Source organism: Achromobacter sp. Root83, assembly GCF_001428845.1.
In the GTDB taxonomy this organism is placed as follows: Bacteria; Pseudomonadota; Gammaproteobacteria; order Burkholderiales; family Burkholderiaceae_B; genus Achromobacter.
In genome coordinates, this window is record NZ_LMIU01000025.1 from 453,331 (window position 1) to 476,476 (window position 23,146).

General features: G+C 66.3%; 22 protein-coding genes. 11 read left to right on the forward strand and 11 right to left on the reverse strand.

Annotated features, from left to right (window positions below; all coding sequences use genetic code 11):
- Positions 1 to 4: 4 nt before the first annotated feature.
- The 11 genes from ASE30_RS25250 to ASE30_RS25300 form a co-directional block, all read right to left on the reverse strand.
- A complete protein-coding gene (locus ASE30_RS25250) occupies positions 5 to 211 on the reverse strand; it encodes a hypothetical protein (protein ID WP_057287000.1) in 207 nt (68 codons plus the stop codon).
- Entirely contained in the window at positions 208 to 1,389 is a 1,182-nt protein-coding gene (locus tag ASE30_RS25255) for a D-alanyl-lipoteichoic acid biosynthesis protein DltD (protein ID WP_057287001.1), read from the reverse strand. Before ASE30_RS25255 ends, ASE30_RS25250 begins: the two co-directional genes overlap by 4 nt.
- Positions 1,367 to 1,606 (reverse strand): acyl carrier protein, encoded by a 240-nt coding sequence (locus ASE30_RS25260; protein WP_008159625.1) that lies wholly within the window; start codon positions 1,604 to 1,606, stop codon positions 1,367 to 1,369. The genes ASE30_RS25255 and ASE30_RS25260 overlap by 23 nt, the downstream gene beginning before the upstream one ends.
- Before the next feature lie 397 nt (positions 1,607 to 2,003).
- Positions 2,004 to 2,507 (reverse strand): glycine zipper 2TM domain-containing protein, encoded by a 504-nt coding sequence (locus tag ASE30_RS25265; RefSeq protein ID WP_057287002.1) that lies wholly within the window; start codon positions 2,505 to 2,507, stop codon positions 2,004 to 2,006.
- A gap of 206 nt (positions 2,508 to 2,713) precedes the next feature.
- Complete coding sequence (locus tag ASE30_RS25270) at positions 2,714 to 3,655, reverse strand: carbohydrate kinase family protein (RefSeq protein WP_057287003.1); 942 nt, start codon at positions 3,653 to 3,655, stop codon at positions 2,714 to 2,716.
- 12 nt (positions 3,656 to 3,667) lie between these two features.
- Positions 3,668 to 4,873, reverse strand: a complete 1,206-nt coding sequence (locus tag ASE30_RS25275; RefSeq protein ID WP_057287004.1) for a DUF3426 domain-containing protein — start codon at positions 4,871 to 4,873, stop codon at positions 3,668 to 3,670.
- A 26-nt stretch (positions 4,874 to 4,899) separates the two neighbouring features.
- A complete protein-coding gene (prmA, locus tag ASE30_RS25280) occupies positions 4,900 to 5,832 on the reverse strand; it encodes a 50S ribosomal protein L11 methyltransferase (protein WP_057287005.1) in 933 nt (310 codons plus the stop codon).
- Between the two features lie 107 nt (positions 5,833 to 5,939).
- A complete protein-coding gene (gene accC / locus ASE30_RS25285; protein ID WP_057287006.1) occupies positions 5,940 to 7,286 on the reverse strand; it encodes an acetyl-CoA carboxylase biotin carboxylase subunit in 1,347 nt (448 codons plus the stop codon).
- A gap of 9 nt (positions 7,287 to 7,295) precedes the next feature.
- Positions 7,296 to 7,745 (reverse strand): acetyl-CoA carboxylase biotin carboxyl carrier protein, encoded by a 450-nt coding sequence (gene accB, locus ASE30_RS25290; protein WP_057287007.1) that lies wholly within the window; start codon positions 7,743 to 7,745, stop codon positions 7,296 to 7,298.
- An 87-nt stretch (positions 7,746 to 7,832) separates the two neighbouring features.
- A complete protein-coding gene (aroQ, locus tag ASE30_RS25295) occupies positions 7,833 to 8,267 on the reverse strand; it encodes a type II 3-dehydroquinate dehydratase (RefSeq protein WP_057287008.1) in 435 nt (144 codons plus the stop codon).
- Between the two features lie 89 nt (positions 8,268 to 8,356).
- Entirely contained in the window at positions 8,357 to 8,890 is a 534-nt protein-coding gene (locus tag ASE30_RS25300; RefSeq protein WP_057287009.1) for a TlpA disulfide reductase family protein, read from the reverse strand.
- A gap of 107 nt (positions 8,891 to 8,997) precedes the next feature.
- Here ASE30_RS25300 and mpl point away from each other — a divergent pair, with 107 nt between their 5' ends.
- The 11 genes from mpl to mtgA all read left to right on the forward strand — a co-directional run bounded on the left by mpl (position 8,998) and on the right by mtgA (position 23,066).
- The gene (gene mpl, locus ASE30_RS25305; protein ID WP_057287010.1) at positions 8,998 to 10,368 is read left to right on the forward strand and encodes a UDP-N-acetylmuramate:L-alanyl-gamma-D-glutamyl-meso-diaminopimelate ligase; all 1,371 of its coding nucleotides are present in this window, start codon (positions 8,998 to 9,000) and stop codon (positions 10,366 to 10,368) included.
- A gap of 43 nt (positions 10,369 to 10,411) precedes the next feature.
- Positions 10,412 to 11,014 (forward strand): YqiA/YcfP family alpha/beta fold hydrolase, encoded by a 603-nt coding sequence (locus ASE30_RS25310; RefSeq protein WP_057287011.1) that lies wholly within the window; start codon positions 10,412 to 10,414, stop codon positions 11,012 to 11,014.
- A 73-nt stretch (positions 11,015 to 11,087) separates the two neighbouring features.
- Positions 11,088 to 13,001 (forward strand): ribonuclease catalytic domain-containing protein, encoded by a 1,914-nt coding sequence (locus ASE30_RS25315; RefSeq protein ID WP_057287012.1) that lies wholly within the window; start codon positions 11,088 to 11,090, stop codon positions 12,999 to 13,001.
- 86 nt (positions 13,002 to 13,087) lie between these two features.
- A complete protein-coding gene (locus tag ASE30_RS25320; protein ID WP_057287013.1) occupies positions 13,088 to 13,759 on the forward strand; it encodes a response regulator transcription factor in 672 nt (223 codons plus the stop codon).
- Entirely contained in the window at positions 13,746 to 16,244 is a 2,499-nt protein-coding gene (locus tag ASE30_RS25325; protein ID WP_057287014.1) for an extracellular solute-binding protein, read from the forward strand. Before ASE30_RS25320 ends, ASE30_RS25325 begins: the two co-directional genes overlap by 14 nt.
- Before the next feature lie 136 nt (positions 16,245 to 16,380).
- Positions 16,381 to 17,478, forward strand: a complete 1,098-nt coding sequence (locus ASE30_RS25330) for an ABC transporter substrate-binding protein (RefSeq protein WP_057287015.1) — start codon at positions 16,381 to 16,383, stop codon at positions 17,476 to 17,478.
- 144 nt (positions 17,479 to 17,622) lie between these two features.
- Positions 17,623 to 19,401 (forward strand): iron ABC transporter permease, encoded by a 1,779-nt coding sequence (locus ASE30_RS25335; RefSeq protein ID WP_057287016.1) that lies wholly within the window; start codon positions 17,623 to 17,625, stop codon positions 19,399 to 19,401.
- Positions 19,394 to 20,482, forward strand: a complete 1,089-nt coding sequence (locus ASE30_RS25340) for an ABC transporter ATP-binding protein (protein ID WP_057287017.1) — start codon at positions 19,394 to 19,396, stop codon at positions 20,480 to 20,482. Before ASE30_RS25335 ends, ASE30_RS25340 begins: the two co-directional genes overlap by 8 nt.
- Before the next feature lie 84 nt (positions 20,483 to 20,566).
- On the forward strand, positions 20,567 to 21,463 hold the full coding sequence (locus ASE30_RS25345) for a TonB family protein (protein ID WP_156407763.1): 897 nt from the start codon (positions 20,567 to 20,569) through the stop codon (positions 21,461 to 21,463).
- Positions 21,460 to 22,323 carry a shikimate dehydrogenase gene (aroE, locus tag ASE30_RS25350; RefSeq protein ID WP_057287018.1) on the forward strand — a complete coding sequence of 288 codons (864 nt, stop codon included), beginning with the start codon at positions 21,460 to 21,462 and terminating at the stop codon, positions 22,321 to 22,323. The genes ASE30_RS25345 and aroE overlap by 4 nt, the downstream gene beginning before the upstream one ends.
- Before the next feature lie 5 nt (positions 22,324 to 22,328).
- Positions 22,329 to 23,066 carry a monofunctional biosynthetic peptidoglycan transglycosylase gene (gene mtgA / locus ASE30_RS25355; protein WP_057287019.1) on the forward strand — a complete coding sequence of 246 codons (738 nt, stop codon included), beginning with the start codon at positions 22,329 to 22,331 and terminating at the stop codon, positions 23,064 to 23,066.
- Positions 23,067 to 23,146 lie beyond the last annotated feature (80 nt).

Here is a 23,146-nt window from a genome sequence, read left to right on the forward strand (position 1 = left end):
GCGCTCAGAACTGTTGATATTGGAATTCGACCTTGATCGGACCGCCGCTGCCCGTCGTGGGCTGCGCCTGAAGCACGAATACCAAGATCACCCCGAGATACAGGCACAAATGCCACAGGAACCGGCGCCCCCAGAGCATGCCCGCCTTGCGGGCTTCGGTTCCGTCGGCGGAACCGGCCTCCTTCGAGGCGTCGTTTCTAAAGAATTTCATCGGGAAAAGTACTCCGCAATGCCTTGGTCGGCCATCGCCCAGCCGAGTTCGGCCAGGTGCATGTCGTCGCGGACCATGCCGGGCTCGAAGGGAATGCTGTAGAGATCCAGGCAACCCATCCGATAGCGGGCGCACATGCCGGTGATGGCATCCACGACCGGATCGAAACGCTCGACGTCCAGGATCAGCTTGGGATTGAACGGCTGTATGACGAAGTAGGCCTTGACCTTGCGCTTTTGCAGCAAAGCCATCACGCGCGAGAGATCGCCCAGCTCGGTGCGGGTGATCGGGTCGACGTCGGCGAATTCGTTGCGGGCTGGCGAATACAGCGGCGCCAGGTATTGCTTGTAGTAGTCGTCCCGCACGTCGTAGGGGTTGTTGCCCCCCAGGCCGCGCTCGACCTCGCGCGCCTCATGGGTCAGCCGCCCCCATTGCCCGGAATTCAGGCGGGCGGACAGCGGCCACGACACGAAACGGTGCGCGGGCACGGACAGCTTGCTGCGTGGGCGGTCGGGCGCCGGCTCCCCGCGCGCATGCCACCACAGCGCCAGCTTGTCCTTCAGTTCGGAGACCTGGCCATTGGCGATGAGCCACAGCAAGCCCCAGTTGGCGTTGTCGCTGATCCAGGTCTGCATCTGCTCGCGGGTGCTGGGCTGGTCCCACAGGCGGTCCCATACCGGGCCCGTCACGTGCTCGGCGAACGCGCTGCGCGGCAACTGTCCGCCGGACGCGAACCAGGCGGGCGACACCATGATCACCAGCCGCGTATTCGGCGTAAGCGAATCCGCCACGGATTCCAGCACGCTGACAATGCCGTAGGACTGGAACATCGCGTGGCCATACGCCAGCGTGGGCACCTTCAGCTCTTGCGGGAAGAAGCGGTAAGGCACGAAGCGCAGGTCATGGCTGGACAGTTCCGACGAGCCAAGCACGACCAGCGTCCCGTCGCTCAGGGCGTTACCCAGGCGGTTCAGGTTGACGTGCTGGGTGCCCCAGTCCGGCCCCAGGTTGGGCAGGTAGTTGCTCTTGTCGGCGGCCACGGCCGTCGACGCGGGGTTCGCGACCCGGCTCAGCAGGTCATCCGCGCCGCAATACATGCCCACCGCCAAAGCCACCGCCGTCGCGGCAGCCGCGACGTGAGACAACAAGCGGGTATTACGAAGTATGGGCAGCGACATAGCCGGCAAGCACGCGGACCGACTGAAGATGTTCAGCGATTTCAGGAGCCGGGATGCTGCAGCCGTACTCGGACTCGACCGCCAGCGTGATATCCACGGCGGCGAGCGAATCGACCAGGCCGGTGGCAATCAGTTGCGTGTCGGGAGTGACTTTCTTCATGACGATCGACTCGACGATCTCGCCGATCTTGGTGTGGAGTTCTTGCTCGGTATGCATAGATAGTGCAGCGTAACGTTGCCGTGTCGGCAAAACATCCCCCGCCCCGGGATTCAGGACGTCGAGGATATAGAAAAAAGCTGAAACCCAACTGAAAAATCCCGGCTTTCGAAAGGACGCCAAGAAGCACTCGGTTACATTAAATCCGTAACCCGGCGTCGTCGCAATCATTGCACTTCGGCGTGCGGACCGCCATGAAACTTGTCGGGGAAATGGCGAGAAAACGCTGGGAAACGTAACGTCCGCGGGTAAATCCCGGGGCGCGCGTTGCGGCGGAGCGACAGATTCTTACGTATGCGCAAGCCCTGCCCGCTTCGTTCTTCGTGCCTTAGCGATCGGCTCGCGGCACGGGCCCGGGCGGCCGGCCAAAAAAAAGCCCGCTTGCGCGGGCTTTTTTTTACATCGGCGTGACCCGTGTCGGGCCTGCGCCGCTGATGACCTGGACACGCTGGCCCACGCTGACGGGCACATCCGCTTCCTGGGCGACGACGCGGGTTTCGCCGTTGTCGAGGCGCACCGTGATTTCAAGGCCGGAATTCCTGCCGGTCCGGTTTTCCACGGCGTTGCCGGCCAGAGCGCCCAGAATGACGCCGCCTACCGTGGCGATGGTGCGGCCCGTGCCGCCGCCGATGGCGTTACCCGCCACCCCGCCCAGGGCACCGCCTGCGACCATGCCGACGCCGCTGGACTTGTCGGTCTGGATGACGATGGGACGCACGCCCGTGACCGTGCCGGTGCGGACGATCTGCTCGCGCTGGGCCTGGTCAAAACTGTACACACCGCTAGATGCGCTGTGGTTTGCGCAGCCCCCCAGGACAGCCATCGACGTCACAACAGCCGCGATGGCCAGCCAGCGGCCAGTGCGCGGCGTCACCAGGGGAAAAGACTTTGCTTGATTCATTTGGACTCCTCGATCGGGCACTGCCGACGGTTGTTGATCATACTCCGCGGGAATACCCCGGCAAGCGCGCCAGCAACACACTGAAACGCACCGCCAGACCCTGCAAACACCCCGCGAAACAACGGGCTACAGCCCGTTGCTTATTGAAGATCTCACGCTGGTTCGACCGGTCCGACGGGCCTCGGTTCCCAAATGAATGCGGTGGCTCAGGCGGGCAGATGAATGCCGTAGGAGGCATGCAGCACGGCGTCGATCTCGGCGCGGGTGGGCGCGTGGTTTTGCGGACCGCGCGAGGCGATCTTGATCGCGCCCATGACGTTGCCCAGACGGCAGCTATCTTCCCAGCCCCAGCCGCTGGTCAGCCCATAAAGCAGGCCCCCGCGCTGCGCATCGCCGCAACCGGTCGGGTCCACCACCTGGGTGGCGCGCACGGGGGCGATCTGGATGCTCTTGCCGCCCGTGAGCAGGGTTGCGCCTTCGGCGCCGCGCGTCACCACCACGGCTTGCAGGGTGCTCGCGATATCGGCGACGCTGCGGCCGGTGCGCTGTTCGACCACGCCCGCTTCGTAGTCGTTGACGGTCAGCGCCTGGGCCAGCTTGAGCATGCGTTCGAGGTCGGCGCCGTCGAACAGCGGCATGGCCTGGCCCAGATCGAAGATGAAGGGGATGCCGCGTTTGTGCAGGCGTTCCGCGTGGGCGAACATGCCTTCCTTGGCGTCCGGCGCGACGATGGCCCAGGCCGCGTCGGCGTCGCTCAGGTCGTTGTCGGCCGCGAACGACATCGCGCCCGGGTGGAAGGCCGTGATCTGGTTATCGTCCAGGTCTGTGGTGATGAAGCACTGCGCCGTGAAGGTGTTGGGAATGGTCTTGACGCGGCTGACATCGATGCCCAGCGCGGACAGGCGCTCCATGTATTCGCCGGCGTCCTCGCCCACCGTCGCGACGGGCACGGGCCGGCCGCCCAGCAGGTTCATGTTGTAGGCGATGTTGCCCGAGCAGCCGCCGTATTCCTTGCGCATGCTGGGCACCAGGAACGACACGCTCAGCGAGTGGATGCGATCGGCAAGAATATGCTCTTTGAAGCGCCCTTCGAACACCGCGATGGTGTCAAACGCCATCGAGCCGCAAACCAGAACGGGAGTTGCCATGCTTGTCATCCTTTACGGGAAAAACTTATCGAGTTGATAGCCATTGACCTGGACACCGGTCACTTCAATGGGCACTGAAATCTTGAGCTCGCCGGCCGGGCCGAAGGGGCCGGCAAGCTGCGCGGGCGTCAGGTAGTTCTCGGGCATCAGCACCTTGCGCACGACCACGGTGTCCGACAGGTCGGTCAGGTCCAGCACCAGCGCGGGCCAATGCTGCGGCTTATCGTAGCGATTGCGCAGCACCAGGTTCAGCACCAGCCGGCTGCGGCCGTCGTCGATCGCGGCCGCGCCCGTCGGCGGCTGCAGGGACGACGAGGAAATCGCGATGCGTTCCAGGCGGCGGGCGTAGCCCACCGTGCATCCCAGCGGCTGGCAAACGGTTTCCAGAACCGGCCGCAGCGCCGGCACGGAATTGGCGATGTCGGTGCGATACGCATACAGCAGCTGCAAGCCGAACACGATCAGGCCGATCAGGCACGCGTAGCCCCACAGCTTGCGCCAGAGGCTGCGGCGTTCCTGCCGGTCCTGATCCAGGAACTCGGGCGGCGCCCGGCCGACGTCCGTGGCGCTGGAATAGCGGGTTCGGGCATCGCCCAGCACCGGCTCGCGGGCGCCTGCCGGATCAAATTCGTCTTCGCCTTGGTATTCGTCGTCGCGCTCTGTATCGCGCACATCGTCGTGCTGGCGGCTGGCGGCCCAATCGAAGACCGGTTCGCTGCCCCGCCCCGCGGCCCGGGGTTCGTCCCGGAACGCGGGCGGCGCGACGGGTGGCGCGACGGGCGCCGTCAGACGCGGTTCCGCCTCGCGGAAGAAAGTGTCGCCGCCCGCGTCGCCATCATCGGCGTCGTCGGCGTCTTGTTCGGGAAGGTCCGGATCGGGCTCGGCACGCCGGCGGATGTGGTCGCGGCCGCGCAGCACGGCGGGCGGAACCGCCGGGGCTTGCGGCGCGACGGGCTCGTCCTCCCAGGGCGCGATCATGCGCGGCTGCGCGGGTGCGGCCAGCACGGGCGCGCCGGCTGCCGAGACGGAGGATGGCAACGGCGCGCTGGCCGGCGCCGTCGGCGCGACGGGCGCGCCCGGTTCGGAAAGCAGGCAGGCTCGCCCGTCGAACACGGTCGAGCAGGCGCCGCAACGCACCAGGCCATTGCGGACCCGGAGCTGGTCGGGCACCACCTTGAACGAGGTGCCGCACTGCGGGCAACGGGTGGTCAGAGCCATGATGCGAGATCCTGCCGTCGCGCCGTTCAGGCTTTCTGGCCGTGCAGGCACACCCAGCCATCGCGCGCGCGCCAGACCGACATGGCGATCCAGGGCGCGTAGGCGGCGGCCACTTCCTCGGCCTGGCGTTCGAGCACGCCGGACAGCACCAGATGGCCGCCCGCGGCGACGCGGCCAGCCAGCATGGGCGCCAGTACTTTCAGCGGATTGGACAGGATGTTGGCGACGACCACTTCGAAGGTGCCGTCCGCCAGGGCGTCGGGCAACATGGCTTGAAGTTCGACGCGGTTGACCTCGGCGTTGAAGAGCGTGCTCTGCACCGCCTGGGCGTCGATATCCACCGCCTGGGTGGGCCCCGCGCCCAGCTTGCGCGCCGCGATGGCCAGGATGCCGGAGCCGCAACCGTAGTCGAGCAGGGTGGCGCCCGCGGGCAGCTCCGCTTCCAGCCACGCCAGGCACAGGTGCGTCGTGGGGTGGCTGCCCGTGCCGAAGGCCAGGCCAGGATCAAGCTCGATGTGGATGGCGCCGTCCTGCGTGGGGATGGCGGCGGGATCGAGGCCGGGAACCTCGGGGTTGTCGCGGTGCCAGCTAGGCACGATCCAGAGGCGTTCGGCGATATGGATGGGACCGAACTGCGACTGCGTCAGACGCACCCAATCGGCATCGGGCACGTCGCGCAGGCTCCAGCCGGCAAACACGGCCGGGTCCAGTTCGCCCGCCGCGGCGGCTTCTTCCATGATCTGCGTGGGATCGGCGCCATCGGGCAGCAAGGCGACGACAAGGTTGCGGTCCCAGGCCTGGACGTCGGGTTCCGTGCCCGGCTCGCCGAACAAGGGGCGCTCGACTTCGGTGCCCAGGTCGGCGTCCTCGACGGACACGGACAGCACGCCCGCCTCAAGCAAAGCGTCCGACAGAGCTTCGGCTTGTGCCTCTAGGCAGTGGAGCACGAGTTCACGCATGATTTTTCTTCCATCTGGCCAACGGGCCGCGGCATGTGCCGCGGCCCGATCGACCTAATACATAAAGACAAAACAAAAAAGGGCTCCCTGAGAGCCCGGATCGTTGGTCAGGGACGCTGCGCCAACTTGTTTTCCAGATAGTGGATGCTGGTGCCGCCTTCGATGAAGCGGGCATCCTGCAGCATTTCGCGATGCAGCGGAATGTTGGTGGAAATGCCTTCCACGACCATTTCCGACAGCGCGATACGCATGCGGGCCAGCGCCTGGTCGCGCGTATCGCCATAGGTAATGACCTTGGCGATCATCGAATCGTAGTTCGGCGGCACGAAATAGCCGTTGAACGCATGCGAGTCGATACGCACGCCGGGGCCGCCGGGCGTGTGCCAGTTGGTGATGCGGCCGGGGCTGGGCACAAAGCGGAACGGATCTTCCGCGTTGATGCGGCATTCGATCGCATGTCCCTTGAACGCGACGTCGCGCTGGCGCAAAGTGAACTTTTCGCCGGCGGCAATCAGGATCTGCTGCTGCACCAGGTCGATGCCGGTGATCAGTTCGGTCACCGGGTGTTCCACCTGGATGCGGGTGTTCATTTCAATGAAATAGAACTCGCCGTTTTCATACAGGAACTCGAACGTGCCGGCGCCGCGATAGCCCATCTTGCGGCAGGCGTCGGCGCAGCGGTCGCCGATGCGCTCGATCAGGCGCCGGGCGACGCCGGGAGCCGGCGCTTCTTCGATGACCTTCTGGTGGCGGCGCTGCATGGAGCAATCGCGTTCGCCCAGCCAGACGGCGTTGCGTCCGCCATCGGCCAACACCTGGATTTCAATATGGCGCGGGTTCTCGAGGAACTTCTCCATATAGACTTCCGGGTTGTTGAACGCGGCGCCCGCCTCGGAACGGGTCATGGTGACGGCATTCAGGAGCGCGGCCTCGGTGTACACCACGCGCATGCCGCGGCCACCGCCGCCGCCAGCCGCCTTGATGATGACCGGATAGCCGACTTCGCGCGCAATGCGAACGATTTCCTGCGGATCGTCGGGCAACGCGCCTTCGGAACCGGGCACCACCGGCACGCCGGCTTCGATCATGGCGCGCTTGGCGCTGACCTTGTCGCCCATCAGGCGGATGGTGTCGGGACGCGGGCCGATGAACACGAAGCCGCTTTTTTCGACGCGATCGGCGAAGTCGGCATTTTCGGACAAGAACCCGTAACCCGGGTGGATTGCCTCGGAATCCGTGACTTCGGCGGCCGAAATGATGGCCGGCATGTTCAGGTAGCTTTCACGCGACGGCGCGGGCCCGATGCACACGGATTCATCGGCCAGGCGCACGTACTTGGCTTCGCGGTCGGCCTCGGAGTGAACGACCACGGTTTTGATGCCCAGCTCGCGGCAGGCGCGCTGAATGCGCAGGGCGATTTCGCCCCGATTGGCGATCAGGATTTTTTCGAACATTTTCAGCTATCAGCCAATGACGAAGAGGGGTTGACCGTACTCGACGGGCTCACCGTTTTCGACCAGGATTTCTTTGATGACGCCGGACTTGTCGGCTTCGATTTCATTGAGCAGCTTCATGGCTTCAATGATGCACAGCGGGTCGCCTTCCTTGACGGTGGCGCCCACGTCGATGAACGGGGCTGCGCCCGGATTCGGCGAACGGTAGAACGTGCCGACCATCGGCGCCTTCACGACGTGGCCCTGAATGACCGGCGCGGCGGGCGCTGCCGCTGCAGCGGGCGCCGCGGCCACGGGCGCGGCGGGCACGCCGGCTTCGGGCTGGTGGTAGGCGACGGGCTGCAAGGTCTGCGAGAACTTGACGATTCTTACCTTGCCTTCGCCTTCGGTGATTTCCAGCTCGGCGATGCCCGATTCAGCCACCAGGTCGATCAGGGTTTTGAGTTTTCGAAGATCCATAGAGCTGCTTCCCGAGATAGTGTCGGCGGCGTCCCAGCGTGGGGTCCGCGCCGTATAAGATGTAAAAGCGATGAGTTTGGTGCGAGATCAGTGCCGCGCTGCGTAACGCAGAGCCGCCTCGTAGCCGTCCGCGCCCAGGCCGCAAATCAGGCCTTGCGCCAAGTCGGACAGATAAGAGTGATGCCTGAAGGGCTCTCGCTTATACAGATTGGACAAATGTACTTCAATAAATGGGATCGCGACCCCAGCCAGCGCATCGCGAATTGCGACGCTGGTGTGCGTATATGCCGCTGCGTTGATGATGATGAAGTCCGTGCCGTCTTGCCGGGCCGCCTGAATGCGGTCAACCAGCGCACCCTCGTGATTGCTTTGCCAGGCGGTCAGCCTGGCGCCCAATTCCCCCGCAAGCAACTCGAGACGCTCATTGATCTGGAGCAGCGTCAGACTGCCGTAGATATGAGGTTCCCGGGTGCCCAGCAGGTTCAGGTTCGGGCCATGCAATACCAGTATGTTTTGCGCCATGCGCTTGCCAGTGAGTGGATTGCCAATTGTTGGCAAAACAGCCGATAAACCAGCTTTTTACGCCAATTCATACTATTTGTCCAACAGACTTACGCCTTTAAACCGGATAGGGTCTTGTCCAGATCATCGGGCTGTATTTCGCCCAATATTTTCCGGTTAATTCCGCCATCTTCGTTGAAAACAATAGTAAAAGGCAGGCCACCGCTAGGGTTTCCCAGCTTCCGCAGGGTATCGATGGCACCCGCGCCGATTACCCACAAGGGGTAGGAAACCTGGACTTTCTCGGCAAATTTTTGCATGTTGGCCGCAGAATCCACCCCGATGCCGACAAATCGGACATTCGGGTATTTTTTCTGCAAGGCATCGAGCGCGGGCATTTCCTTTACGCACGGCGCGCACCAGGTTGCCCAGAAATTCACCACCATGGGCTGGCCTTTCCAATCGGCCAGCGAATGCGACGCGCCACTCAGGTCCGGAAGCTTCATCTGCACCAGCGCGGCGACAGGATCGCCGGCAGCCGGCGCAGCCGCGGGGGCTTCGGGTTTGCGGCCAAACAAGGTCAAGCCGCCCGCAACCGTGGCGGCCACCGCCACGCCGGCGGAAAGAAGTAGGCGTCGATTCATGGCGCGATCATAACCGTTGCGGACGTTTTTCGCCGCACAGGCCCAAGGCCCCGCCCCGTCGGCCCGCCCGCCCGCTATATATACAATGCAGGACAGGAGAGTTTTCAATGCACCTGCATATTCTTGGCATCTGCGGTACGTTCATGGGCGGCTTGGCGCTGATCGCGCGGGCGGCCGGCCACAAAGTCACCGGTTGCGACGCGGGGGTCTACCCCCCGATGAGCACGCAACTGTCCGAACAGGGCATCGCGCTGATCGAAGGGTTCGGCGCCGAACAACTGGCCCTCAAGCCAGACCTGTACGTCATCGGCAACGTGGTCAGCCGCGGCAACCCGCTGATGGAAGCCATACTGGAGTCCGGCGCGCGCTATGTATCTGGCCCGCAATGGCTGGGCGACAACATCCTGCCCGGCGCGCATGTGCTGGCGGTGGCGGGCACCCATGGCAAAACCACCACCAGCTCGATGCTGGCGTGGGTGCTGGAGGCCGCGGGCATGGCCCCCAACTTCCTGATCGGCGGCGTGGCGCAGGACCTGCACGTATCAGCGCGCTACGACCCGGCCCGCCGCCCCTTCGTGATCGAAGCGGATGAGTACGACACCGCGTTTTTCGATAAGCGGTCCAAGTTTGTCCACTATCGCCCCCGAACCGCCGTCCTGAACAACCTGGAATACGATCACGCCGACATCTTTCCCGATCTGGCCGCGATCGAAACCCAATTCCATCATCTGGTGCGCACGATACCTGGCTCGGGCCGCATCGTGCGACCCGCCCGCTCCGATGCACTGGACCGCGTGATTGCGCGCGGATGCTGGTCGGATACCGTCACGTTCGGCCCGGATGGCGCGTGGCAGGCCACCGCGCCGGACGCCGACGGCGCCTTTGGCGTGCGGCGCGGCGGCGTGGACGCCGGCACGGTGCGATGGAACCTCACGGGCGAGCACAACCGCATGAACGCGCTGGCGGCGTTGGCCGCGGCGGAGCATGCGGGCGTGCCGGTGGAACAGGGCATCGCCGCGCTGACGCGATTTGCCGGCGTGAAGCGCCGCATGGAGCTGCGCGGCACGGTCACCGGAATCAAGGTCTACGACGATTTCGCCCATCACCCCACCGCCATCGCCACCACGCTGGAAGGCCTGCGCCGCCAGGTCGGCCCGGCGCGTATCCTGGCTGTGCTGGAGCCGCGTTCCAATACGATGAAGCTTGGCACCATGGCGGCCCGCCTGCCGGATGCCCTGGCCGACGCCGACCTGGTGTTCTGCTTCGGCGCCCAGGGCGGCAAGCACGCGCTCGGGTGGAATCCCGCCGAGGTGCTGGCGCCTCTGGGCGACCGGGCTTCCAGCTACGACGACATCGGCGCGCTGGTGGATGCCGTCGCCGGCGCCGCCCGCCCGGGCGACCAGGTACTGGTCATGAGCAACGGCGGTTTCGGCGGCATACACGGCAAGCTGCTGGACGCCCTGCAGGCGCGCGGCTGATTTTTCGGCGGGTTCCAGCAACGCACGACGGGAACGGCAAGCAATGATCCTCTATCTACACGGTTTCCGTTCCTCGCCCGAGTCCTTCAAGGCCCGGATGATGGCCGACGCCATGGCCGGGCGCCGCCTGTCCGCGGACTGGGCCTGCCCGCAGTTGCCCGCCAGCCCCCGCGAAGCCATGGCGCTTGCCATGGGCATCGCCACGTCCCGGCTGGAGGGCTGCGCGGACCCGCGCAGCCTGACCGTGATCGGATCCTCGTTGGGCGGTTTCTACGCCACCTGGATCGCCGAGCAACTGGGCTGCAAGGCGGTGCTCCTGAATCCGGCGGTGCAGGCCGCCCGGGACCTCGCGACCCAGGTCGGCGAGCACCACATGTATCATTCCGACGCGCCGTTCGTTTTTTTGCCTGAATATGTGGACGAACTGGCCGCCATCCATGCCCCGCGCATCACGCTGCCCGACCGGTATTTCCTGGTGGCCGCGACCGGCGACGAGGTGCTGGACTGGCGTGAAATGCGCGATCGGTATGCCGGCTGCCGCCAGCGTATCGTGCAAGGCAGCGACCACGGTTTGTCCGATTTCGCGGAATGGATGCCCGAAGTGCTTGAATTCGCCCTTGGCGACAAGCAGGTTCGCCCTCAATAATCAGTATCAAACCTCAACTCTCTATATAGCTGCGCAAGGCGGCGCGTGCGCGCCGCCCAGGACGATCCCCACCATGTATGTGTTTTACGAAGACGACGGCAGCTTCAAGGCCGGCAACATCCTGTCCGAGACCGACGCCAGCCTTCAGGTGGAGTCGGACTCGGGCAAGCGCAGCAAGATCAAGCGCGCCAATACCCTGTTCAACTTCGCCGCGCCCGAACCGGCCGCGCTGATGAGCCAGGCGGCCGCCACCGCTGAATCGCTGGACCTGCAATTCCTGTGGGAATGCGCGCCCCAGGAAGAATTCGACTCGCCCGCCCTGGCCACAGACTACTTCGGACACGCCCCCACGCCCGTCGAACAGGCCGCGCTGCTGATGCGCCTGCACGGCGCGCCGGCGTACTTCCACCGCCGCGGCAAGGGCCGCTACCGTCCCGCCCCGCCTGACATCCTGGCCGCCGCGCTGGCCGCCCTGGACAAGAAGCAGCGCCAGGCCGAACAGCAGCAGGAATGGGTCGACGACATGGCCGCCGGCCGCCTGCCCGAACCCATCGCCCAGGCCGCCGAGTCGCTCCTGATCCGTCCGGACAAGAATTCGCAGCAATGGAAGGCGCTGGACGCCGCCTGCGCCAAGCTGGGCAAAAGCCCCGACCGTCTGCTGCTCGAACTGGGCGCCTGGCCGCATGCGCTGGCGCTGCACAAGCGCCGCTTCCTGGCGGTGAACTTCCCGCGAGGACTGGCCTTCCCCGACCTGGAACTGCCGCCCGTCGACCGCGAACTGCCGTTGTCGGACGCCGAGGTCTACTCGGTGGATGACGTCACGACCACCGAAATCGACGACGCGCTGTCCGTCACCACCCTGCCCGACGGCCGCCTGCGCGTCGGCATCCACGTGGCCGCGCCTGGCCTGACCGTCACCCGCGACAGCGAGTTCGACAAGCTGGCCCGCGCGCGCCTGTCCACGGTCTACATGCCGGGCGACAAGATCCCGATGCAGCCCGACAGCGTCATCAAGGCGTTTTCGCTGGACGCGGGCCGCGAAGTGCCCGTGCTGTCGCTGTACGTCGTGGCCGACCCGGAGACCGGCGAGGTCATCGAATCGGAAACGCGCCTGGAACGCATCGTCGTGCGCGAGAACCTGCGCCACAACATGCTGGACGCCCATGTCACCGAAGCCAGCCTGGCCGATCCGTCGGCGGAGCTGCCTTACGGCCACTGGCTGCGCCCCCTCTGGAAGCTGGCGCAGGCGCTGTCGGCGCAGCGCGAGAACGTGCGCGGCAAGCCGGAAAACAACTCACGGGTGGAATACAGCTTCTACCTGGACGGCAACCCCGACGACCCCGACACCACCGTGCGCCTGGTCCCGCGCCAGCGCAATGCGCCGCTGGACCGCATGGTGGCCGAATACATGATCCTGGCCAACAACCTGTGGGGCGGCTTGCTGAACCAGCATGGCGTGCCGGGCATCTACCGGTCGCAACAGGCGGGGCGCGTGCGCATGAGCACGCAGGCGCTGCCGCACGAGGCCATCGGCGTGCCGCAGTACGCCTGGAGCACGTCGCCGCTGCGCCGCTATGTCGACCTGGTCAATCAATGGCAACTGATCGCCGCGGTCGAGCACGGCGTGTCGGCGCGCCTGATCGCCCCCTTCAAGCCGCGCGACGCGGACCTGTTCGCCATCATCGGCGCCTTCGACGCGCAATACGCGGCCTGGGCCGAGTTCCAGAGCGCGATGGAACGCTACTGGTGCCTGCGCTGGCTGAAGCAGAACGGCGTGACCCGCACGGTGGCCCACGTCCTGCGCGACGATCTGGTGCGCTTTGCCAACGCGCCGCTGGTCACGCGGGTGGGCGGCATGCCGGAGCTGGAACGCGGCACGGCCGTCGAGATCGATATTCTGGGGATGGACGAGTTGTCCCTGGAACTGGATTGCCGGTATGTGGGGCAGGTGAAGGTTGAGGCTGCCGAGGACGCGGCGGCTTCTTGATCTTGCATGCGGTGCGGGCGCTCCCCGCACCGCCCTCTCCCCGTTAAACTCCCCCCAAAAGCCATAACAACCCGGGAGGAGCAAACATGCGCATTCTGCTGGTCGAGGACAACCTCGATCTGGGCGATGCCGTGGAGAGCAAGCTGCGCTCGGCCGGCCATAGCGTGCAGTGGGTGCGCGACGGTATGGCGGCGTCGCGCTGGGGGCTGGATGAAACCTGGGATGCCCTGGTCCTGGACATCAACCTGCCCGGCAAGGACGGCTTCACCATCATCCGCGAATTGCGCGCCGCCGGCCTGGAAGCGCCGGTGCTGGTGATGACCGCGCGCGCGGAAATCGAAGACAAGATCGACATGCTGGACCTCGGCGCGGACGACTATCTCGTCAAGCCCTTCGACCTGCGTGAACTGGAGGCTCGGCTGCGCGCGCTGTTGCGGCGCCCCGCCGGGCAGACCAGCAGCGTCACCCGCTACGGCAACCTCAGCCTGGATTTCGCCAACCGCAACGTTGAGCTCTCGGGCGCGCCACTGGAGTTGGGGCGGCGGGAATTCCGCCTGCTGGAGATCCTGGTTGGAAAACTGGGCCAGACCGTCGCCAAGGAACGCCTCATGAACCAACTGTTCGACCTGGACGACGGGTCGCTCAATGCGTTGGAACTGCTGATATCGCGGCTGCGCAGGAAGCTGGCGGGCGCCTCGATCGATATCGTCACTGTGCGCGGCGTCGGCTACCAGGCCCGCAGCCATGAGCATCCCTGAGAGCTTTTCCATCCGCCGGCGCATCTTCACGCTGGGCGTGCTGCTGCTGGCCTGCGCCCTGATCGGCCTGGTGTTCTTCCTGCGCGGCTACGCCCAGCGGGCCGCGGAGCAGGCCTTTGACCGGTTGCTGGCTGCCTCCGCGCTGACCATCGCCGGCTCAGTGCAGATCGAAGACAACAATGTCACGGTCGAACCGCCCGTATCGTCCCTGGCCATGCTGTCGGCGGGCGAGCGCGTGTTCTATGAAGCGCGCACATCCAATGGCCGCCTGATCACCGGCTACGCCGACCTGGCGCCCGGTTTGCCGCTAGCGCAATCCGCGACGCCCGTTTTCGCCTATCTGCACTATCACGGCGATCCCGTCCGCGTCGCCACCGTGGGGCGGCTGGTATCCGCCAGCCAGCACGCCGGCTGGGTCACCTTGCGGGTGGCCGAAACACTGGGCTCGCGCGAGGCCCTGGCCAGCGAGATCCTGGGACGCAGCGTGCTGCCGCTGGTCGTGGTGTCGCTGGTAGCGCTGGGCCTGCTGTGGTTCGGCGTGCAGCGCGCCTTCGCGCCGCTGGCCGTCGTCGAACGCGAATTGCGGCGCCGCGCGCCCGACGACCTGGCGCCCCTGGTCAAGCCCGTCCCGCGCGAAGTGCGGCGGCTGATCGAGGCGCTGAACGCATTCATGCAGCGGCTGTCCGGCACCATGGACACGCTGAACACGCTGGTGGCCGATGCGGCGCATCAGGTGCGCACCCCGCTGGCGTCGCTGCGCGCGCAGGCCGAGGTCGCGCTGGACGAGACCGATCCGCAACGGCTGCACGCAAGACTGGAACGTATCCACCTGAACGCCACGCATGCCAGCCAGTTGATCAACCAACTGCTGATGGACGCCACCATCACCCACCGCCTGGGCAAGGGTGCGCGAGTGCCCGTGGGCGTGGCGGAGACCATCAACGAGACGCGGCGCCGGATCGGTCCGCTGGACGCGCGGCGGCTGCGCATTGCGATCGCGCCGGAAGTCCGCCGCGCCCGGGTCAGCGGCGATCGCGTCGCCCTGCGGGAGATGCTGCGCAACCTGGTGGACAACGCCTTGCGCTACGCGCCCGAGGGCCCCGTGGACATTCAGGCCACGCCCGTGGCCGGATACCGGGTGGCGCTGACCGTATCCGATCGCGGGCCCGGCGTGGCCGACGACGAGAAAGACGCAGTGCAGCAACGGTTCGCCCGCGGCCGCGCGGGCGAGTCCCTGCCCGGATCGGGGCTGGGACTGGCCATTGTCCGCTCGGTTGCCGCGGCTCATGGCGGGTCGCTGTGGCTGCTGGACCGGCCGGGCGGCGGACTGACCGCCCGCGTCGTCCTGCCGCTGGCGCGGTCGACACCGGGACGCGCGCTGGCCGCGGGATTGGGCGCAGGGGTGGCCGCCCTGTGCGCGGCCGGCCTGTTGCTGACCGCGCAACCCGCCCAGGTCCATGCCGCCGGCATTCCTGAAATCGTCACCCGCTACCCCGCGCCGCAAACCTCCTCCCGCGTGCTGACCATCGCCGGTCCGACGGACACGCCGGTGGTCGCGCCGCTGATCCAGGGCTTCCAGTCACACCGGCCGGACGTGAGCGTCGTGTACCGCGAAATGGGCAGCCGCGAACTCTACGAAGCGGCCATCGAAGGCCGCCTGAAAGACGTGGACGTGCTGATGAGCTCGGCCTCGGACCTGCAGATCCGGCTTGCCAACGACGGCTACGCGCTGAGCCATGCCTCCCCGTATGCCGCCAAGCTTCCATCATGGGCCGTCTGGCGCCATGAGGTCTACGGCTTTACCTTCGAACCCGCCGTCATCGTCTACAACCCCAAGCGCTTCGCAGAGGCCGCGGTGCCCCGTTCGCGCCAAGACCTGCTGCGCCTGCTGGAACGGGAGCCCGCGCGCCTGCGCGGACGGATCGGGACCTACGACATCGCCGCCAGCAGCGTGGGCTATCTGCTGGCCGAACAGGATGAATTGGTGTCCTCCAACTTCTGGGGGCTGGCCAACGCCATGGGCCAGGCAGGCGTTCGGCTGGCCGCTACCAGCGCCGAGATCCTGGACGCCATCGAGCGCGACGAACTGGACATCGGCTACAACGTCCTTGGCTCCTATGCCCTTTCGCGCCAGGCCGCCGGCCATGCGATCGGCGTGGTCTTCCCGCAGGACTACGTGCTGGTGCTGGCCCGTTCCGTGCTGATCGCGCGCACCGCGCCGAATCCGGACCTGGGCCGCGCGCTGGTCGACTGGCTGCTTTCACCCGCCGGCCAGCAGGTGGCATCCAGCCACGCGGCGCTGGGCTCCATCATGGAAGACACGCCGGGCCGCTGGACCTCCGAAGCGGTGCTGGCCCGCTCCCAAGGCATCGTGCAGCCGGTGGTGCTGAGCCCGGCGCTGCTGGTGGGGCTGGACCAGCGGCGGCATTCACGGTTCGTGCAGAACTGGATCCGGCTGGTTACGGATACGCCGCAACGGCCGTAAGCCGGTGGCCGCCAAGGGATATCCCCTAGGCGCCGCCGGCCGCCATGACAGGACGACGACAGACGCCCGCTCCTAAGATGGCCGCAGGCTGGACCGAGATCCGGCTGATGCCAATTCCAAATCGGAGACTACACCCATGCTTGCCAAGTCCCACCTGGCGGCCGCCTGCGCCGCCGCATTCGCCATCGCCACCGGCAGCGCCTGCGCGCAAGCCGTGCCGGCGGGTTACCCGGCCGACTACCAGAAAATCCTGGACGGCGCCAAGAAGGAAGGCAAGGTCGTCATCTACTCGACCACCGACACCAAGGCCGCCGGCCCCATCATCAAGGGCTTTGAAGCGCTGTATCCCGGCATCAAGGTCGAATACAACGACATGAACAGCACCGAGCTGTACAACCGGTACATCAGCGAACAGGCGGCGGGCGGCGGCAGCGGCGACATCGTCTGGAGCTCGTCGATGGATTCGGCCTTGAAGCTGGCCACCGACTACGCACTGCAGTACAAGTCGCCCGAAGCGAGCAAGCTGCCGGCCTGGGCCATCTGGAAGGACTCGGCCTACGGCACCACGTACGAGCCGGCCGTTTTCATCTACAACAAGCGACTGATTCCCGCCAACGAAGTGCCGACCACGCACGGCGCCCTGGCCAAGCTGATCGCCAGCCAGCCCGACAAGTTCAAGAACAAGGTCACCACCTACGACATCGAGAAGTCCGCGGTCGGCTTCATGCTGGCGGTGCAGGACAAGGCCAACGACCCGAAGTACTTCGAGACGCTCAAGGGCATCGGCGCGGGCGGCCTGATCGTGCAGTCGTCCACCGGCACCATGATGGAACGTGTGTCGTCGGGCGAAAACCTGATCGGCTACAACATCCTGGGTTCCTACGCCGAAACACGCGCCAAGACCGACCCGTCGCTGGGCGTGGCCTACCCGACCGACTACGCGCTGGTCCTCTCGCGCGTGGCGTTCATCAGCAAGAAGGCAAAGAACAGGAACGCCGCCAAGCTGTGGATGGACTACCTGCTGTCGCAGAAGGGCCAGGCAATCATGGCCAACCAGGCCGATCTGGCGTCCGTGCGCGACGACATCGACGGTGACAACGATGTGGACGGCATGACCAAGAAGCTGGGCGCTTCGCTCAAGCCGATTCCGGTCAACGAAACGCTGCTGGACTACCTGGAGCAGAACAAGCGCCTGGAATTCATCAAGCAATGGCGGGCGGCGACGGGCAAATGATGCCGCGCGGGTTCGGGGCAGCACGCTTGCCCCGACCCGCCGCGCGCGTAGCGGGCGGCATGCCGCCCGCCCGACCGCCCCCGGGGCGGGTTCGTCCCCTCCGGCGGCGTGACCGTCGCGTCATTCAAGACCACAGGATTCTCCATGCAGTCATTGCGCAGAAAATGGCAGTCCCTGCCACGCGGCGTGGTGGTGCTGATCACGGCACTGGCCATCTACGTCCCGCTGTCGTTCATCATCGTCCAGAGCTTTCTCTCCGCGCCCTTCTTTGCTCCGTCCAAGGCGTTCAGCCTGGATGCATTCCGCTTCATCTTCGCGGACCCCGATTTCTACAAGGCGCTGCGTAGCGGCCTTATCCTGGCCTTCGGGCTGGCCATCATCGCCATACCGCTGGGCGGCATGCTGGCGTTCCTGATGATCCGCACCGACCTGCCCGGCCGCCGGTGGATCGAACCGCTGATCCTGGTGCCGGTATTCGTGTCGCCCATGGTGCTGGGCTTCGGCTACGTGGTCGCGGCCGGCCCGGTGGGCTTTTTCTCGATCTGGGCGCAGAACATCCTGGGGTTCGTGCCCTGGAACGTCTATTCGTTGACCAGCATCGTCATCATCGCCGGCCTGACGCACGTGCCGCACGCCTATCTGTACATCTCGTCGGCGCTGCGCAGCATGGGCTCGGACGTGGAAGAGGCCGCTCGCGTGGCGGGCGCCACGCCGCTGCGCGTGATGGTGTCGGTCAGCCTGCCGATGGTGCGCCCGGCCATGCTGTACGCCACCGTGCTGCTGTTTTTCCTGGGCCTGGAGGTATTCGGCCTGGTGCTGGTGCTGGGCGACCCGGAAGGCAACCTGGTGCTGGCGACATACCTGTACAAGCTGACCAACAAGCTGGGCATCCCGTCCTATCACCTGATGGCCGCCGTGGCCGTGGTGCTTATCTGCATGACGATACCGCTGGTGATGCTGCAGCGCCGCTTGATGCGCACCGCTAACCGCTTCGTGACCGTCAAGGGCAAGGCTTCGCGCGCGCGCCCGCTGCCGCTGGGCAAGTGGCGCTGGCTGGCCGGCGCGGTGGTGGCGTTGTGGCTGCTGGTCACTGTGGTGGTGCCGCTGATGGGCGTGCTGCTGCGCGCATTCGTGTCCAACTGGGGTATGGGTGTATCGCTGCTGGACGTGCTGTCGCTGGATGCTTTCCATACGGTGTTCTCGCAGCCCAACCTGATGCGCGCGATCGTGAACTCGGTGGCGATCGGCGTGATCGGCGGCGCGCTGGCGGTGATGTGCTACATGTTCGTAGGCCTGGCGATGCACCGCAAGCCCGACAATGTCACGCGCTTCATGGACTACAGCGTGCTGGTGCCGCGCGCGGTGCCGGGCCTGCTGGCTGGCCTGGCGTTCCTGTGGGTGTTCCTGTTCGTGCCGATGTGGCTGGACAACGCGCTCGACGTGGACGAAAACGGCTGGCTGTCGGCCCTGCCCTTTGCGGAGTGGCTGCGCGAAAACTTCGTCGAGTGGCTGCGCGCCATGCGCAGCACGATCTTCAGCGTGTGGATCGCCTACACGGTCGTATGGATGGCCTATGGCCTGCGCCTGATCTCGTCGACCCTGCTGCAGGTGGGGCCGGAACTGGAAGAAGCCGCCCGCAGCGCCGGCGCGCGCCGCGGCCAGGTCACCCGCCACGTCACGGTGCCCCTGGCCAAGTACGGCCTGATCGGCTCGTGGCTGCTGATGTTCCTGATCTTCGAGCGCGAATACTCCACCGGCGTTTATCTGCTGTCGCCCGGCACCGAGACCATCGGGTCCATGCTGGTGTCGCTGTGGGCTTCCGGCGCCATCGACATCGTGGCCGCGCTTTCCTTCATCAATATCGTTCTGGTCGTGATCGGCCTGGGCGTCGCGTTGCGATTCGGAGTCAAACTTCATGATTGAGCTTTCTGTAGAAGACCTGCATCTGGACTACGGCGACAACCCGGTGCTCAAGGGCGTGTCGATGCAATTGCGCCAGGGTGAAGTGGTATCGCTGCTGGGCCCCTCCGGCAGTGGCAAGACGACCTTGCTGCGCGCCGTGGCCGGCCTGGAAGGCCCCAAGCGGGGCCGCATCACCATCGGCGACCGCGTCGTCTACGACGGTGGCGCGCGCCAGGAGATTCCGGCAGAGGAACGCAACCTGGGCCTGGTGTTCCAGTCCTACGCGCTGTGGCCGCACAAGACCGTGTTCGAGAACGTCGCCTACCCGCTCAAGCTGCGCAAGACATCGGGAGCCGAAGTGCGCGAGCGCGTGCAGGCGGTGCTGGACCAGCTGGGCCTGGGCAAGCTGGGCCAGCGCCATCCGCACGCGCTATCCGGCGGACAGCAGCAGCGCGTGGCGATCGGCCGCGCGCTGGTGTACAGCCCGCCCGTCATCCTGCTGGACGAACCTCTGTCAAACCTGGATGCCAAGCTGCGCGAGGAAGCGCGCGCCTTCCTGCGCGAGCTGATCATCCGCCTGGGGCTGTCGGCACTGATGGTGACGCACGACCAGAGCGAAGCCATGGCCATTTCCGACCGCATCCTGCTGCTGAACAACGGCAAGATCGAACAGCAGGGCACACCGCAGGAAATGTACGGGTCGCCATCCACGCTGTTCACCGCCGAATTCATGGGCAGCAACAACCGGCTGGACGGCAAAGTGACCGAACTGCGCGACGGGCAGGCACGGATCGAAGGCCGCGGCTGGGCGCTGTGGGGCAAGGCCGGCGCCGGCGTCGCCCAGGGCCAGGACGCCACCGCGGTCATCCGGGTGGAGCAGGTGCGCCTGGCGGACGACGCGGACGGCAACCACGTCGACATGCCGCTCCTGACCAGCATGTACCTGGGAGATCGCTGGGAGTATCTGTTCCGCACGCCGGACGCCGATCCCGCCCGCACGCTGGCCTTGCGCGCCTATGGCCCGGAGGGCCGCGAGCCCGGCCCATGCCGCCTGGCGCTGCCCGCGGACAAGGTCTGGGTCTTCCCTAGGGCATCCGCTTGATGCTGTCCTAGACCGTCCGTCCGAGAGCTGTTACAGCCCCGGACGGACCACGCGGCGGACCTGGACTCGCCTTACAATGCCTTGGTGCAACGCCTTGACTCCCCCTCCACGCTGAGCCGTTACCTCTGGTGGCTGGGCGCCCCCGCCCAGCACTACCTGCGCATCGGCATCGCAATATCGTTGTTGGTTCACGCCGGCGCCCTGGCGTGGCGTTTTGGCGCGCCCGCCCTGACGCGGCCGCCCGTCACCAGCCTGGAAGTCGTGCTGCTCAATGCCCGCAGCGAAAAGCCGCCGGACGCCCCCCGCGCCCAGGCGCAGAACCAGATGGCCGGCGGCGGCAACGCCGAGCGCGGCTTGTCCACTACCCCCCTGCCCCAGACCGGCGAGTCGGCCGAAACCATCGTGCTGGAGGCCATGCGCCGCCGTCAGGTGCAGCTTGAGGCCGAGCAGACCCGGCTGATGACGCAATTGCGCTCCCCGCACAACGCCGGCACCGAGCGCCAGGCGGTCAATCCGTGGCCGGACGGCGCCGACCTGGGCCAGGATTCCCAGGATCAGGCCAGCGTCATCCAGAACGCCCAGGTAGCGGCCCTGGCGGCGCGGGTCCAGCAATACAACGCCGAACCCCGCAAGCAATTCGTCGCCCCCTCCGCCGAAGCGTCGCGCTACGCCGCCTACCTGGATGCCTGGCGCACCCGCATCGAGGCGGTCGGCACCCAGCACTACCCGGACGAGGCGCGCGGACGCATCTACGGGTCGCTGCGCATCACGGTATCGGTGCGCGCCGACGGCAGCATCGCCAATGTCGAGATCGACCAGCCCTCGCCGCACGCCGTCCTGAACCAGGCGGCCCGCCGCATCGTCCAGCTTGCCGCCCCCTTCCCCCCATTCCCCCCCGATATCGCCCGCGATACGGACGTGCTGGTCATCACCCGCACCTGGCATTTCGTCAACGACACCCTGGAAACCCAAGCCCAATGACCGAGGCGACTTCCCTAGCCCGCTACGCCGTCATCGGCAATCCCATCGCGCACAGCCGCTCGCCCCAGATCCACGCCTTGTTTTCCCAGCAGACCGGCAAGCCGCTGCGCTACGAGCGCCTGCTGGCGCCGGTGGACGGCTTCGCCGAGGCCGTCGCCGCCTTCGTGGCCGAGGGCGGGCTGGGCCTGAACGTGACGGTGCCGTTCAAGCTGGACGCCTATGCCTTGTCCACCGGCCACTTGTCCAGCCGCGCGCGGCTGGCCGGCGCGGTCAACACCCTGTCCTGGCGCGACGGCGCCTGGCACGGCTGCAATACCGACGGCGTCGGGCTCGTATCCGACCTGCTGCGCCTGGGCGTGCGCCTGGCCGGCGCGTCCGTGCTGCTGGTGGGCGCGGGCGGCGCCGCGCGCGGCGTGCTGCAGCCGCTGGCCGAAGCCGGCTGCGCCCGCATCCATATCGTCAACCGCACGGCCGCCCGCGCCGAGGCACTGGCCACTGCCTGGCGCGAGAGCGGCGTATCGCCCCCGACCCAGGTGACGGCGGGCGCGTTGGCGGACGCCGCCATCACCGGCGGCTGGAACCTGGTCGTCAACGCCACGGCCAGCGGACTGCAGGACGCAGCCCCCGACCTCCCCCCCGGCCTGTACGCGGCCGGCGCGGCCGGCTACGACATGATGTACGGCGCCCAGCCCACCGCCTTCATGAAACAGGCCGAGGCCGATGGCGCCGCGCTGACGGCCGACGGCCTGGGCATGCTGGTGGGCCAGGCCGCCGAGAGCTTCTTCATCTGGCACGGCGTGCGGCCCGACCCCGCGCCAGTGCTGACGGCGCTGCGCGAGGCGCTCGTGGCGGGACATTGAGCGGCATGGCCAAGCGCACGGACCGCCAGGGAAAAGGCAGGCATTGGTTTCGGGTCACCACCGGCATTCTGATGGCGCTGGTGTGCGCTGTCCTGCTTTATCAGTTCTGGCTGTTCGCGCAGGTCGTCTGGTACAACTACCAGAACCCCGGCAGCAGCGCGATGATGCGCGAAGAATTGTCCCGCCTGCGCGAAACCAACCCCGCATTCGAACTGAAGTACGAATGGGTGCCCTACGACAAGATCAACCGCACGCTCAAGCGCGCGGTCGTCGCATCGGAAGACTCCAATTTCACCGGGCACGACGGCATCGAGTGGGACGCCATCCGCAAGGCCTGGGAATACAACCAGAAGCAGGAAGAAGCCGGGCGCACCAAGATGCGCGGCGGCTCCACCATTACCCAGCAGCTTGCCAAGAACCTGTTCCTGTCTGGTTCCCGCAGCTATCTGCGCAAGGGGCAAGAGCTGGTCCTGGCCTACATGATCGAGCACGTCATGAGCAAGGAACGCATCCTGGAGCTGTATCTGAACGTGGCCGAATGGGGAGTGGGCGTGTTCGGCGCCCAGGCTGCCGCCAAGCATTATTTCAATACCTCGGCCGCCAATCTGGGGGCCAGCCAGTCGGCCCGGCTGGCCGCGATGCTGCCCAACCCGCGCTTCTACGACAGCCACCGCAAATCCAACTATCTGAACTCCCGGGTCGGCACGCTGACGCGCCGGATGCAGATGGTTGATATCCCCTGACCCGAAAACCGGAAGAATAGGTCTGGCCGTCCCACCCTGAGCAGCGGGATTTGTTAAGCTTTCACGTTTACGCGCTCCAC

Bases quoted from the DNA above. Each gene is read 5' to 3' on its own strand.
- ASE30_RS25250 (WP_057287000.1), bottom strand. From the start codon at position 211: ATGAAATTCTTTAGAAACGACGCCTCGAAGGAGGCCGGTTCCGCCGAC.
- ASE30_RS25255 (WP_057287001.1), bottom strand. From the start codon at position 1,389: ATGTCGCTGCCCATACTTCGTAATACCCGCTTGTTGTCTCACGTCGCG.
- ASE30_RS25260 (WP_008159625.1), bottom strand. From the start codon at position 1,606: ATGCATACCGAGCAAGAACTCCACACCAAGATCGGCGAGATCGTCGAG.
- ASE30_RS25265 (WP_057287002.1), bottom strand. From the start codon at position 2,507: ATGAATCAAGCAAAGTCTTTTCCCCTGGTGACGCCGCGCACTGGCCGC.
- ASE30_RS25270 (WP_057287003.1), bottom strand. From the start codon at position 3,655: ATGGCAACTCCCGTTCTGGTTTGCGGCTCGATGGCGTTTGACACCATC.
- ASE30_RS25275 (WP_057287004.1), bottom strand. From the start codon at position 4,873: ATGGCTCTGACCACCCGTTGCCCGCAGTGCGGCACCTCGTTCAAGGTG.
- prmA (WP_057287005.1), bottom strand. From the start codon at position 5,832: ATGCGTGAACTCGTGCTCCACTGCCTAGAGGCACAAGCCGAAGCTCTG.
- accC (WP_057287006.1), bottom strand. From the start codon at position 7,286: ATGTTCGAAAAAATCCTGATCGCCAATCGGGGCGAAATCGCCCTGCGC.
- accB (WP_057287007.1), bottom strand. From the start codon at position 7,745: ATGGATCTTCGAAAACTCAAAACCCTGATCGACCTGGTGGCTGAATCG.
- aroQ (WP_057287008.1), bottom strand. From the start codon at position 8,267: ATGGCGCAAAACATACTGGTATTGCATGGCCCGAACCTGAACCTGCTG.
- ASE30_RS25300 (WP_057287009.1), bottom strand. From the start codon at position 8,890: ATGAATCGACGCCTACTTCTTTCCGCCGGCGTGGCGGTGGCCGCCACG.
- mpl (WP_057287010.1), top strand. From the start codon at position 8,998: ATGCACCTGCATATTCTTGGCATCTGCGGTACGTTCATGGGCGGCTTG.
- ASE30_RS25310 (WP_057287011.1), top strand. From the start codon at position 10,412: ATGATCCTCTATCTACACGGTTTCCGTTCCTCGCCCGAGTCCTTCAAG.
- ASE30_RS25315 (WP_057287012.1), top strand. From the start codon at position 11,088: ATGTATGTGTTTTACGAAGACGACGGCAGCTTCAAGGCCGGCAACATC.
- ASE30_RS25320 (WP_057287013.1), top strand. From the start codon at position 13,088: ATGCGCATTCTGCTGGTCGAGGACAACCTCGATCTGGGCGATGCCGTG.
- ASE30_RS25325 (WP_057287014.1), top strand. From the start codon at position 13,746: ATGAGCATCCCTGAGAGCTTTTCCATCCGCCGGCGCATCTTCACGCTG.
- ASE30_RS25330 (WP_057287015.1), top strand. From the start codon at position 16,381: ATGCTTGCCAAGTCCCACCTGGCGGCCGCCTGCGCCGCCGCATTCGCC.
- ASE30_RS25335 (WP_057287016.1), top strand. From the start codon at position 17,623: ATGCAGTCATTGCGCAGAAAATGGCAGTCCCTGCCACGCGGCGTGGTG.
- ASE30_RS25340 (WP_057287017.1), top strand. From the start codon at position 19,394: ATGATTGAGCTTTCTGTAGAAGACCTGCATCTGGACTACGGCGACAAC.
- aroE (WP_057287018.1), top strand. From the start codon at position 21,460: ATGACCGAGGCGACTTCCCTAGCCCGCTACGCCGTCATCGGCAATCCC.
- mtgA (WP_057287019.1), top strand. From the start codon at position 22,329: ATGGCCAAGCGCACGGACCGCCAGGGAAAAGGCAGGCATTGGTTTCGG.